General features: G+C 50.0%; 8 protein-coding genes and 1 pseudogene. 6 read left to right on the top strand and 3 right to left on the bottom strand.

The genetic code is table 11. The features are described 5' to 3' along the window. Positions 1 to 73 precede the first annotated feature (73 nt). Together ACETK5_RS05645 and ACETK5_RS05650 are read left to right on the top strand one after the other, a co-directional pair. The gene (locus tag ACETK5_RS05645; protein WP_394054544.1) at positions 74 to 2,200 is read left to right on the top strand and encodes a protein kinase domain-containing protein; all 2,127 of its coding nucleotides are present in this window, start codon (positions 74 to 76) and stop codon (positions 2,198 to 2,200) included. A 75-nt stretch (positions 2,201 to 2,275) separates the two neighbouring features. Further along, positions 2,276 to 2,440, top strand: a pseudogene (locus ACETK5_RS05650) (DUF255 domain-containing protein); the annotation flags it as partial. Positions 2,441 to 2,659: 219 nt separating this feature from the next. On the opposite strand, the gene ACETK5_RS05655 reads toward ACETK5_RS05650, so the two are convergent. Together ACETK5_RS05655 and ACETK5_RS05660 are read right to left on the bottom strand one after the other, a co-directional pair. Continuing rightward, the gene (locus ACETK5_RS05655; RefSeq protein ID WP_009590032.1) at positions 2,660 to 3,553 is read right to left on the bottom strand and encodes a carbohydrate ABC transporter permease; all 894 of its coding nucleotides are present in this window, start codon (positions 3,551 to 3,553) and stop codon (positions 2,660 to 2,662) included. Positions 3,554 to 3,572: 19 nt separating this feature from the next. Beyond that, the gene (locus tag ACETK5_RS05660; protein ID WP_394054548.1) at positions 3,573 to 4,550 is read right to left on the bottom strand and encodes an ABC transporter permease; all 978 of its coding nucleotides are present in this window, start codon (positions 4,548 to 4,550) and stop codon (positions 3,573 to 3,575) included. Positions 4,551 to 4,724: 174 nt separating this feature from the next. Between ACETK5_RS05660 and ACETK5_RS05665 the strand changes: the two genes are divergently transcribed. The 4 genes from ACETK5_RS05665 to ACETK5_RS05680 all read left to right on the top strand — a co-directional run bounded on the left by ACETK5_RS05665 (position 4,725) and on the right by ACETK5_RS05680 (position 12,027). After that, positions 4,725 to 6,266, top strand: a complete 1,542-nt coding sequence (locus ACETK5_RS05665) for a response regulator (RefSeq protein WP_394054550.1) — start codon at positions 4,725 to 4,727, stop codon at positions 6,264 to 6,266. Then, positions 6,244 to 8,079 carry a sensor histidine kinase gene (locus tag ACETK5_RS05670; RefSeq protein ID WP_394054552.1) on the top strand — a complete coding sequence of 612 codons (1,836 nt, stop codon included), beginning with the start codon at positions 6,244 to 6,246 and terminating at the stop codon, positions 8,077 to 8,079. The genes ACETK5_RS05665 and ACETK5_RS05670 overlap by 23 nt, the downstream gene beginning before the upstream one ends. Before the next feature lie 121 nt (positions 8,080 to 8,200). Next, on the top strand, positions 8,201 to 9,814 hold the full coding sequence (locus ACETK5_RS05675; RefSeq protein WP_100538309.1) for an ABC transporter substrate-binding protein: 1,614 nt from the start codon (positions 8,201 to 8,203) through the stop codon (positions 9,812 to 9,814). A 101-nt stretch (positions 9,815 to 9,915) separates the two neighbouring features. Beyond that, the gene (locus ACETK5_RS05680; RefSeq protein ID WP_394054554.1) at positions 9,916 to 12,027 is read left to right on the top strand and encodes an alpha-galactosidase; all 2,112 of its coding nucleotides are present in this window, start codon (positions 9,916 to 9,918) and stop codon (positions 12,025 to 12,027) included. Between the two features lie 200 nt (positions 12,028 to 12,227). Here the strand turns inward: ACETK5_RS05680 and ACETK5_RS05685 are convergent, their stop codons facing one another. Continuing rightward, the gene (locus tag ACETK5_RS05685; protein ID WP_394054556.1) at positions 12,228 to 13,517 is read right to left on the bottom strand and encodes an ABC transporter substrate-binding protein; all 1,290 of its coding nucleotides are present in this window, start codon (positions 13,515 to 13,517) and stop codon (positions 12,228 to 12,230) included. Positions 13,518 to 13,663: the final 146 nt, after the last annotated feature.

Here is a 13,663-nt window from a genome sequence, read left to right on the forward strand (position 1 = left end):
AAAAGATGAAAGAACTTAGCTTTAATATGCTGCTAAAATATTATAGAAAAACATGCCGGAGGAAACTGGATAGATGGAATCATCACTACAGCAATTAGTCGAAATTTTCCGGAACATCGATGGTTTTAATAGAGTGTTCTTGCTTTTTCGTCAAAAATACAGAAGTTACGGAAGAATTACCAAAAGTACGATAGTTAATCTTGAAGATCCAACATCTGATGAATTGCGGGTATTAAACGGATTTTTGGGTTCGGATTATGGGAAAGAGAAGGTAATCCCAATTGCTGCGGACAAAATAGAAAAGGAAATTCGGAATAGTAAATATCGAGAATTATTCGATGGATATGATCTAAATGATTTTTTGAAAATGTACTACGGGGGGAAGTTAACTTCAAAAAGTGAAGACAAGCAGCGTTATGATACAGAAAAAATGAAATTTTTCCAAACACTTTTGAGTGAATATCAAATGGAAAGTTCATTCTACCAATTTATTTTATTTATCAAGACTTATAAAAATGCACCATTCATTCATATTATGTACAAAAAGAGCCCAGAGCTCCTTAAACAATCGCTTGAATTAATTGGTAAATTGTTTGATTACTTACCTTTAAGTAGTAACATCTATTTGCCAATGCTAGCTTATGAGGTTACTGATAACTTTTATCATTTCAATCCTAGATCTGATGGCGGTAAAATTTTGCTGTTTGCATTACAAGTATTAAATCATTTGACATCAGGAACTGAGCTCATTCCAAAACCAAATGAAGAACAGATTAAAGATATTTTAAAGGGGTATCATATTTTATTCTGTCCAGATGCTACTAAAAAAACAAATCGTTTATGGATTTTAGATAATGAGGAGGGAAAAGAATATCAACTAATTCCCTTAAAAAAGATTGGTGAAGGATCCTTTGCAGAAGTATATAGAGTGTTTGATCCTATATTAAAAAAAGAATTGGCATGTAAAGTTCTTTTCGAAAGATCCCGTATGTTTATAAATAATGAAGTAGAAGGAGACGATCATTATCTCCGATTCAAAAGAGAAGTGAAGTTTTTAAAGGAGAAAGCTTCTCATAGAAATATAATTGAAATTAGCAAAATACAACTTGTGAATGAGCCATTCCTTTTCACAATGCCTCTGGCAGATGCTTCATTAGATGAATGGTTGGGACTGAATTCCAATATATCAGAAGAAGTGAGAATAAGTATTTTTAAAGATATTTTAAGTGGTATAGCTTATCTTCATGACCGCAAAATTAGTCATCGAGATTTAGCTCCTCATAATATTTTGTTATTTAAAGAGAGTGACGGGAGTATAGTAGTAAAGGTTGCTGATTTTGGACTAGCAAAAGATAAGCGATCGCAATCGAAATCAACAGGACTCTTTGTTAATGGTTATGGAAGAGCAGGTTATACCGCTCCCGAACAATTAAACAGTTTGAAGAGTGCCGATCATTTATCTGATATTTATTCATTAGGTGCAATGCTCTATTATTTATTAAGTGGGAGATCGCCAGAAGAACGGTACAGAAAGATAGTAACATATCAGCTAATTGTTATGAAGGCCATGGAGGAAGATCGCGCTAAACGATATCAGACAACTAAGGAACTTATTGACGACCTTAATCTGATAGATAGAAAAAGTATTAGAAAAGAAAATTTTCCGTTTTGTAGCTTGGAAACATATGTATATAAAGATTTCTCGGCCGATGTTAATTATGTTTTACAGTGTATTGCTTCAGTTCAAATCGAAGATTCTGATTGGGTTATTGAAAAGTTTATAGTACCATTTAAATCAATTCCGATAAATGTATTTGCGAAGTGTGCCAAATATGACGCGCTAATGATTCCTTTTGTACGTATGACTGAAGAAAATATATCAAATGTAACAAATATTAATGAAGCTGACTGGGATCAAGTATCTTTACTTATAGATTGTATTTACTATGAGTCACAAAATATAGCATTACAAATAAATGTTACAAGGATATTAATGAATATTGCGTTGAAATTTAATAATCTTATGGCACAATCATTACTTGTTGGTATCCTGGTGTCAATGAATAGTTTTACTTTAATATCTCAACAAGTAGCATTTATAATTCAAACAAACTATTCGGAATATCGTGATTTGCTGAAAAGTTTGTTGCAGGAAATTGAACACCCTCATGAGATACAAGAAGTATTGAATGATTACTAACAAGTGATGAATTTTCAGACTTGAGCCCTTCCCCATTTTGGGTAAACTAACCCTTTACCAAATCTCATCGGAGAGGTGATTCATCATAATAACTCATTACCTAATAGATTAGCCAAGGAAAAGTTCTCATATCTGTTGCAACAAGTAAATAATCCGTTGAATTGCTTCCCTTGGTCGGAAGAAGATTTTAAATTCGCCAAGCGCGACAACAAGCCTGTCTCCTTATCTATTGGGTACAGCTAGTTGTTGATTCAGACGTACCTCCTTTACTTTAGTATTTGAAACTATAACTATTCAAGATTTGATGTACCCACCAAGAAAGGATGAAATCCTCGAAGCTAAATTCAAAGAAGATCACTAATATTAATACATGTGAAATTAAAAACATACAATTACAGCTCTAGAAAAAAGACAAGCCCTTACCCCTCCGGGTAAGGGCCCTCTTCATTTTCCCACAACCTAACTCTTGATAGCCCCCATCATAATCCCCTTCACAAAATACCTTTGCACAAAAGGATACACCATAATGATCGGCAGCGTGGCGACCATGGTCACCGCCATCCGGATGCTTTCGCTGGAGACCGGGATCCGCTTGGAGCCCTGGGCTAGCTGCTGCGCGTCGGACATCATGCCGGCGGTCTGGAACTGGTTGAGGATTTTGACCAGGACGGCCTGCAGGGTCTTCAGCTCCGGCTTGTAGGTATACACATAGGAGTCATACCAGGAGTTCCAATGGCCGATGGCCAGGAACAGGCCGATCGTCGCGAGCACCGGCACGCACAGCGGCATGATGATGCGGAAGAACGTCTGCAGGTCGTTCGCGCCGTCGATTTTGGAGGATTCCTCGATCTCGCCGGGGATTTGCTCCATGAAGGTGCGCACCAGAATCATCAGGAAGACGCCGATCAGGCCGGGGAAGATGTAGACCCAGAAGGAGTCGATCAGCCCCAGGGATTTGATGATCATATACGTCGGGATCAGTCCGCCGCCGAAATACATCGTGAACACAAAGAAGAAGGAGAAGTATTTCCATCCAAGGAGATTGCGCTTGCTGAGCGGATAGGCGAGCAGCGTGATGAAGAAGATGGATACTGCGGTCCCGACGATGGTACGCAGCACGGTAATCTTAATGGCGCTCCAGATTTCCGGGTTCCGGAAGATGGTCAGGTAGCTCTCGATGGTTGGCACGCGCGGCCAGAAGTACAGATTGCCCCGCATTGTATCGGTCGCATCGTTCAAGGAGATAACCAGGATGTTCCAGAACGGATAGAAGGTCACGAGAAAGATGCCGGTCAGGAACAGGTATAAAGAGGCATCGAAGATACGCTCGGGCACGGTTTTTTTGCTTAACATGGATGTACCTCCTTATGGTTTAGAATAGGGACTGCTCGTTCAGTTTCTTCGCCGTATAGTTGACGATAACCACGATAATGAACGCCACCACAGAGCTGAACATGCCGACGGCTGCCGCATAGGAGAACATGCCGTTCTGGATACCGTAGCGGAACGAATAGGTGGACAGGACGTCGGAGTAATCCCGCGTCAGGTCATTGCCGAGCAGGAAGTGCTGGTCGAAGCCCGCGTTCAGGATGCCGCCAAGCGCCAGGATCAGCAAAATGACAATCGTTGGCTTCAGGTGGGGCAGAGTGATGTAACGGATCTGCTTAAAACGGTTGGCGCCGTCGACCTTGGCCGCTTCATAGAGCTCCTGGTTGATCGACGAGATGGCCGCCAAATACATGATCGAGCTGTAGCCCATATCCTTCCACGTATTGCCGAGCGCGACGATCCACCAGAAGTACTTGCCGTTCTGCAGGAATAAAACGCTTTCATCGGTAATGTGGAGGAATTTCAAAATGCCGTTAATGGCACCATCCGAGGAGAGCAGGGTCACGATGATGTTGGCCGCGATAACCCAGGATATGAAATAGGGAAGATAGGAGGCGGTTTGCACCGTCTTTTTGAACTTCACATTCTTGATCTCATTAATTGCGATGGCGATCAGGATCGGCATCGGGAATGAGAAGAGAAGCGTGATCAGCGTGGAGGCCAGCGTATTTCGCATGACGATCCAGAAGTCGCCGTTGTTGAAGAAGTAACGGAACCACTCCAGGCCGACGAACTCGCTCGAAAACAGGGTCGACCAGAAGCCGCCGAGCGTCGGCTGGTAATTGACGAAGGACATGTATAGACCAACCATGGGCGTATACGCAAACACAATGGCCCAGATCAGTCCGGGCAGCATCATCAGGAATAAATACTTCTGCTGCTTCAGCATGGCCCAGCGGCTTTTTCGATGAGGACTCAAGCTCAAGTCACTCCGCGTCTGTAAGGTTGTAGCAGATTTCATATGGGGCACCTCGCATCTCAAGTTAACTCAAATTATAAGACTCCGAAAAAATGAGTGTCGATATGACAATGTAACGAAAGATGCTTGAAAATAACTTACATTGCTTGTTCCCATAGTTAAAATAACGAAATCGCTATAATATTAAGGGATAAAGCCGACACAGGGGGTATGAGCATGTATAGCATTTTTCTCGTAGATGACGAAGAGCTAGAGCTAGAGATGATCCGAGATTATATTCGTTGGGAAGAGATGGGGATATACGTGGCCGGAACAGCCCTGAACGGCAGGGATGCCCTGGAGAAGATCGAGGTGATTCAGCCCGATATCGTACTGACGGACGTTCAGATGCCCGTCATGAACGGGCTTGATATGGCGAAACGGGTGAGTGAGTTATTCGACTGGATACAGTTCGTTTTCCTGACCGGACACGATGAATTCAATTATGTGAAATCAGCCTTAAACGTGGGAGCCGTCGGCTATTTATTGAAGCCGCTGGATCTGAGCGAAATTGTAAGCGTTATCGATAAAGTCAAACGGCGCTGCGAGGAAGTGCGGATGAAGAACCGCTCCATTCGCGTGACCAAATCCAATATTGTACGAGAGATGATGTTCGAGCAGAACGAGGAGCGATTCCGAAACCTCGCTGCCAGCTACCATAAGCTGTCCCGCCATACGGAGCCGAGAACGTATACCCTTACGCTGCTCGGCCTCGATGCTCCGCACGCTGCACAGCCGGGGCTGTCCCTCGAAGATGGCATGGCGCGTCTGCAGACGCATATGGAGGAGTGGCTTGCGGACAAGAAGCTGGAGGCGGATCTGGTCGTCTGCCGGGAAGGCGAGCTGGGCATCTTCATGGATGCCGCCAGCCATCTGAGCCGCTTTACGTGGGAGGATCTGCTGAAGCAGATGCAGGATGCGCTGGGCTTCACGATGACCGCGGCCGTGAACGAGGAGCCGGAAGAGCTGTCCCGCATCCAGGATTTATACCGGGAGACGCGGCTGATGCTGGAGGAGATGTTTTATGTCGGGAACGGGAGAGTCATCTATGCCAAGGATGTGTTGCGGCAGCTGGAGAGCCGGCAAATTCCTCCTTTCCAAGAGACGGCCTATTTCGAGGACATTCATCAGCTGGCGTCCGAGCAGGCCGCGCAGAAGCTGCGGGATTATTTCAAACGGCTGGTCATGCTGCGGATCCGAAAAACCGAAGTGTGCGATTTTGCCATCGGACTGGTGGAGCGTCTGCTGGAGGGGATTCACGAACCGATCACGGAGAGCCACAAGCGGGCGGAGCTTTACCAATCCATCTATCAGTGCCGAACCATTATTGAAATCGAAGCGATCATCATGGATTTCGCCGGGCATGCGATTCGGACGCTGGAGCACCGGTTCATGGACAAAAATGCAAGGCTGGTGCACCAGGTGCGCACGACGATCGACCAGACCTATCATCAGGCCATCACGATCAACAGTTTGTCCGATCAGGTATATCTGTCTCCCAACTACCTTCGTTCCATCTTTAAGGAGAAAACCGGCATGACGATCCATGATTACCTAACCAAAATCCGGCTGAACAAAGCCAAGGAGCTGCTCGCCGACGATTCGCTCAAAGTGCAGGACATCGCCCAAAGGGTCGGTTATGAGAGCACATCCTACTTCATTTCCTTATTCTTAAAAAGCCAAGGAGTTACGCCGAATGAATACCGCAAAAACATCTAGCCCGTCCGGCCCGTGGAGCCGTCTGGCAGGGGCTTTCCCGTTCGCGCACTTACGCGCATACACCAACTGGCGGCTCCGGCACAAGTTCTTTTTCATCTTTCTGATCGTCATCATCCTGCCGTTCTCGCTGCTGATCTATTATTCGTATTCTTCGACGCGCAGCACGATTACGGAGCATACCTATACGGCCTTGGGCGGATCGCTGGCACAGATTAACACCAACGTGGAGAAACGGCTGGAGTACTACAATCAGCTGTCGAACATCCTTTACATGGATGCGCAGCTCCGCAATTATCTGTCTACCGACTATGAGCAGGCGTATTATTATTTGGATGCTTTCCAATATATCAACCGGACGCTGCCGTCTCTGATGACCCTGAATGCCAACATTCTGGGCATTACGATTTATACGGGGAACCATACGCTTTATTCCGACGGCCAATACGTCAAATATACGGAAGAGATGTCTTCGGCGATGGAGGAACAGGTGCTGGATGCCGCCGGCAGTACGGTGTACTTTCATTCCGAGGATTTCAGGGCCAATGATGCACATATCACCATTGCCCGTTCATTAAGCTATTTCAGCCTGCAGCATCCGTACGGGATTTTGACTATGGACATTAACGCAAACGAATTCTACTCCCTGATCAAAATGGAAAACGACAACAAAAGCGTCTATATTATCGACGAATCTGGCGGCGTGATCAGCACGGGGGATCAGAACCTCCAATCGAACCAGCTGTTCGACGTGTTCCCGATTCAGGAGCGGATGACCCAGGATGCAGGCTCATTCGATATGAGGATTAACGGGCAGGAACGTTTTTTCACGTATAAAAAGCTCAGTAACGGCTGGTCCACCGTCATCACCGTGCCCTACGACGAGCTGCTGGCCAATGCGAATCAGGCGACCAAGAATGTCATCTGGTTCTCCGTACTGGCGATTGGCATGGCCATCCTGCTGCTTTATTTTACGACCAAGGTCATGACCAAGCGGATCGAGGAGCTGCTGCAGCAGATCCGGAAGGTGGAGCGCGGGGATTTCCGGCTGTCGATTAAGCCGATGGGGCATGACGAGATCGGCCAGGTGTCCTTTGCGTTCAATAAGATGGCATCAACCATCCAATCCCTGATCCATGACGTGTACGTGAAGGAGATTGCAAGGAAGGAGTCGGAGCTGAATACGCTCCAGGCCCAGATCAACCCCCATTTTCTGTACAACACCTTGTCCTCCATCTCTTCCCTGGCGATTAAGGAAGGGGCTATGCAGGTGTATCAAATGGTCAATTATTTGGCCAAGTATTACCGGGTGTCGCTGAATAAAGGGAAGCGCATCATTCTGCTGGAGCAGGAAATCAACCTGGTGAAAAATTATGTCGCGATCCAGAAGATCCGGTTCCGGGACAAGCTTCATATGCATTACGACCTGGATGAGCAGCTGTTCGGGAACACGACGATCAAGCTGATTCTGCAGCCCTTCATCGAGAACTGCATCAATCATGCCATTGGGGACGAATCGGGAATCAACATTAACGTGAAGCTGAGGCAGGAGGGGGACGACATCTTGCTCCAGGTCATCGACGACGGCATCGGGATGACGCCGGAACAGCTCGATCATGCGCTGAACAAATCGGATAATCTGTCAGGCTACGGCGTGAAAAATGTGGATGACCGGATCAAACTCACCTATGGGGAAGAATATGGCGTCAGCATCTTCAGCCGGCTCGGCATCGGAACCGCGGTGACCATTCGGATACCTGTAATCTGCGATAGGCATCCTGCAAACGAACGGGACCCGCAGCAGGCGTTACCCTGAATGAAGACATTTTGCATCATGGATTGTAAGATTGCGTTATAGATCAATGAACTCCCGATTTTTACAATGATAGATATATTCGAGCACATGAATATGACGACCTTAGAAAGGGGTTCAGGGAATGAAGAAACTAAAATTGATTCTGGCAGCAGCGCTCGTTATGACAACGCTTTCGGCTTGCGGCGGCAACCAGAAGGCGGCATCGGGCGGAGACAGCGGCACGGAGACGGACAGCAACGCGCCGATCACGTTAACCTGGTTTGACCAAAACACGGGGGATGCCTTTACGAATCCGGTCGCTAAAGTGATAACGGAAAAGACAGGCGTCACCGTCGAGATCCAGCAGCCTACGGGCAATCCGGTCGAGAAGTTGAATCTGATGCTGGCCAGCGGCGATCTTCCCGACGTTATTTTGATGAGTCGTGGAAGCGATATCATGAACAAGTATATTACCTCTGGCGCGGTGATTCCGCTGAATGATCTGATCGAAGAGCACGGACCGAATATCAAAAAAATGTACGGCGACACGCTTGCCAAAACGCGAAGCGAGGACGGCAACAATTATTATTTCTCCAACTGGTACGGCTTGGAGCAGTACCCGGTGTTCGGATTCATGATGCGCATGGACATCATGAAGGAGCTGGGCGTCGGCGATAAGGTGAACAACGGCGAGCCGTTTACCGCGGAGGAGTTCGAGCAGCTGCTTGTCAAGTTCAAGGAGAAATATCCAACGATTGACGGCAAAGAAAGCATTCCGATGACGCTCAATGGCGAGAACGTCGGAGCCGTGACCGGCAGCTTCAAGGGCATGTACGGCATGATGCCGTATTACGAAACGAACGGGGAGCTGAAGAAGGACGTCCGCGATCCGCGCTATCTCGAAATGGTCAAGTTTCTGAACTCCCTGTACCGCAAAGGCCTGCTCGATAAGGAATGGGCAACGATGAAGACCAAGCAGTTCGAGCAGAAGCTGGGCAACGGCAACGTATTCGCCACGGCGGAAGCGCTCTGGAATGTGGGAAATGCGAATGCGCTGCTCAAAACCGAGGCAGCCGATAAGGCTACCGAGGACGAGCGTCAGTTCTACCAATATAAAGTGCTGGCCCCGGGCGTGAAGCCGGAAGAGGCCACTTACGGACCGAAGAGCTCTCTTGGCTGGGACGGCGTCGCCATCAGCCGCTCCAACAAGGATCCGGTGCGTACGATGAAGCTGCTGGATTTCCTGGCCAGCGAGGAAGGCCAGTATCTGCTGATGTGGGGAGTAGAGGGCGAGCATTGGGACATGAAGGACGGCAAGCATGTGCCAAGACAAGAAGTGCTGGACGCCTTCAAGAAGAATTGGGATGAAGCTTCCCGTACGACGGGCATTCGCAAGTGGACCTGGATGATCAAGAACGGTCCCGGCGAGGACGGAACCCCGTATGACCTGATGGGCCGTTACCAGACCGATCCGGTCACGGATCTGGCGATCAAGAACCTGGCCGATACGTCGTTTGATACGGCACCGTATGACAATCTGGGTCCGGCTGGCGGAACGCCGGAAGCCATTATGGAAACGAAGGTGAACGACACCATCAATAAATATTTCCTGAAAATGGCCCTGTCGCCGTCCGAGGACCAAGTGGTGGAATCCTATAACCAGATGATGGCCGAGATCGAGGCGGCTGGCCTGGCCAAGCTGGAAAAGATTTATACGGACAACTTCAACAAACGTCAAGAGCTGTGGGGCAAATAATCTGACCAAGGGGAGTCAAAAGATGCTTCGTCTTTTGACTCCTCCTTTTTTTCTTGCGCAGGCATAAACCAGATCAACACGAATCGGAAGGATGATATTCTGTGAACATTCAATACCAAGAACAGTTTCGCGTGTTTGCGATACAAACCGATAACAGCTCCTATCTGTTCGGCATCAACGACAGCGGCAATCTGCAGCATCTCTACTGGGGGGAGTCCGTCGCGATCGAAGACGCTGCGCCGCTGCTGCGGCCGGGATCGCACAGCTCGTTTGACGCGGAAGTCCATTCGGAGGTGGAGGAATACAGCTTCTGGGGCGGCGTCAAATACAGCGAGCCCAGCCTGAAGGTCCGCATGCCGGATGGCGTGCGCGACTTGGCGGTTCGTTATGCCGGACACCGCACGCTGCAGACGGAAGGCAGGGAGACGCTGGTCATCGTCTTGAAGGACGAAGCGTACCCACTCGAAGTGGAACTGTACTACCGGGCGATTCCCGAGTGCGACCTGATCGAACGTTCAGCCCGGATCGTCAACCGCGGCGAGGCGGATATCGTGCTGGAAAATGTGCAATCCGCGGCATGGGTCATCCCCTATCTGGCGGATTACCGGCTTACGCACGTGACCGGGAAATGGTCCGGCGAATTTCAGCTGCGCAGCACCTTCCTCACCGAAGGGAAGAAGGTGCTGGAATCCCGCAGGGGCTTTACGGACAGCCACGCTAACCCGTGGTTTGCGATGGATGACGGACATGCCACGGAGTCGGCGGGGCAGGTCTGGTTCGGCGCGCTTGCCTGGAGCGGGAACTGGAAGATCACGGCCGAGCGGACGGTGTTCGAGCATGTCCGGGTGACCGGGGGCATCAATGACTTCGACAGCGAGTGGGTGCTGGAAGCGGGAGAAGCCTTCGATACGCCAAGCTTGGTCGGGGGATACAGCAGCGGCGGCTTTGGCGGGATGAGCCGGCAGCTGCATCGCTATCAATATTCGGATGTCCTGCCGGGCGGCCAAACGAGACCGGTCCTGTATAACTCTTGGGAAGCGACGTACTTCGATGTCAATGCCAAGGATCAAATGGCTTTGGCCGAGAGAGCCGCGCGTTTGGGCGTGGAATTGTTCGTCGTGGACGACGGGTGGTTCGGCGGGCGCAACCACGACCGCGCCGGGCTTGGCGATTGGTTCGTGAACCGGGAGAAATTCCCGAACGGCCTCGGCGAGCTGATTAACCGGGTGCATGAGCTGGGCATGGATTTCGGCATCTGGGTGGAGCCGGAGGCCGTCAATCCGGACAGCGACCTGTACCGGGAGCACCCGGATTGGGTGTACCATTTCGAGACGCGGGAGCGCTCGGAGCTTCGCAATCAGCTGCTGCTGAACATTTCGAAGCCGGAGGTTAAGGCTTACATTGTGCAGTTTATGACGGACCTGCTGGAGAAGCATGACATCAAGTTCATTAAATGGGATATGAACCGGACCGTAACCGAACCCGGCATGAAGGATCATCCGCTTCACCGCCAGAAGGAGATCTGGATTCGCCACGTTCAGAGCCTGTACGAGATTTGGGCGGAGCTGCGGCGCAAGTTCCCGCATGTGGCGTTTGAAACCTGCGCCGGCGGCGGAGCGCGCATCGATCTTGGCATCTTCCGGTATGCCGACCAATCCTGGCCGAGCGATAATACGGATGCCTTTGACCGTCTCAGCATTCAGGAGGGCTTCTCGTACACGTATGCTCCGCGGATGATGACCTGCTGGGTGACGGAGTCGCCGACAGGGATGAATCGCAGACAGGTATCCCTGAAATATCGCTTCCACAGCGCCATGATGGGAACGCTCGGCATCGGCTCCAACCTGAATGAGTGGAGCGACGAGCTGATTGCGGAATCGGCCGAATTTGTCGCGCAGTATAAATCCATTCGTCATCTGGTTCAGTTCGGCAGCCAGTATCGCTTGGACTCGCTTCGGCATAAAGGCGTAACGGCCGTGCAGTACGGCAGCGAAGACGGCAGCGACAACGTGCTGTTTGCGTTCCTGCACAGCCAGAAGCTGGGCGAACCGCTGCCGAGACTGCGGCTTACCGGACTGCAAGCCGATCAGTCGTATGGCATCGAGGGGCTTGAAGGTACATGGAGCGGCAGGGCGCTCATGAACATCGGGATCGAGCTGCCGCTGCGCGGGGATTTTGATAGCTTGGTTTATCGGATTCAGAGACAGGGATGAGATATTGCCTAAATAGAAAGCGCCGTGTTGTCTGATAGACAATGCGGCGTTTTTTTGCCGTTGACTTCCACGTTGACGTCAATGTTATGCATGATATTAGATCGCGAGAAAAAGCACCCGATACGTTCAGGTGCTTTTTGGTGCCACCGCTTCCGCGTGGCGGTTCTATCCAAACAAAAACAACAGCTTTTCGGTATGAATTACTCCAGGCTTTTGCTCAATTTGACAATCTGGTCCCAGCCCTCGTCGATGCTGATTTTACCGAACATGATTGACTGCGTGATGTTATCGTATTCCTTCGTGAAGTTGGCCCAGCCGCCCTTATTCCCGGGGCCGGGGTCAAACGCGGCCCCGTCCTTGGACACCTCGTTGATCAGGCCGAGGGAGCTTTTATCAACGTCCGTAAATTTGGGCTGGAGTGCATCGGCTACGGTTTTGTTGACCGGAATCCCCCGCGAAGTGCCCAAAATTTCTCCGGCTTCCTCGCTGTTGACAAACCAGTCGATGAACTCCTTCGCTTCTTCTTTATATTGGCTGTTGGGGCTGACGCTCCAGTACATGGAGGCTTTCAGCCAGCCGCCGGCCTGCGTTCCCCTCGGCTGGGTCGTTAACGCCATGACGCCGGGTTTTAAGGCATCCGTTCCGCCGAATTCCGCGGCATGCGCGCCCCGAAGCAGAATCTTTTCCTGGATGAGCAGGTCCATTTGCGCGTCCTGCGCTTTATCCGACACGGTCACGTCAGGGGGTGTTACGAGTTGGTCCTTGCGCAGCTCCGCCCATTTGTTCATCCAATCCTTCCAGGTAGCCTCGTCATAATGGAATTTTCCGTCCTTGCTCATGGAGAAGCCCTTGCCCATGCTCAGCTGATACGACATGTAGAATGCTCCATCCGCGGTCAGGTCCCGCGTGAGGTATTGGTCCTTAGCCAGCTTCGGCTTCAGGTCGCGCGCCATGGCGAAAAATTCGTCCCATGTCTTCGGCGGCTGAACGCCGAGGCTGTCCATCATCGTCTTGTTGTACACCATGCCCCAGGCGTTGTTGCCAAGCGGCATTGCGTACAGCTTGCCCTGGTAGGTGCCTGTCTCGAGCAGCACCTTATCGATATGGTCCTCCGGAATGGAGGAGAGCTCCTCCAGCCGTCCGCTGGACGCCCAATCGTTGAACCAGGCAGCATCCATTTGGAAAATATCCGGCGTGTTTTTCCCCGCGGACTGGGTCGACAGCTTGTCTTGATACCCGTCGAACGACTGATACTCCGGTTCGAACGTGATACCCGGGTGCTTTTCAGAGTACAGATCAAGCGCTTTCAGAGTTGCGTCATGCCGGGCCTGAGAGCCCCACCACATGATTCGGAGCGTGATGGATTTGCCGTCTCCCGACACCGCAGATCCGGTTTCTTCTTTCTTGATCCCGCTGCAGGCGGAAAGAACCAGGGACAGTGACAGCACAGCCGCAGCGCCGGCGGCGAGACGGTGCCATGATTTTCTCATTGGAAATGAACCTCCCTTAAGTAACTGATCTTCTTCCTTTACCGTACCAAGTCCAGGGTCCTGCTCGTAGGGGACAAATCAACAAATCATTTCAGTATTTTACGATGATCGAATAAAGGGGGGCGAGATGCTCAGTCGCCAGGAGT

The sequence above is a fragment of the Paenibacillus ilasis genome, assembly GCF_043195395.1.
Classification (GTDB): domain Bacteria; phylum Bacillota; class Bacilli; order Paenibacillales; family Paenibacillaceae; genus Paenibacillus_AQ; species Paenibacillus_AQ lautus.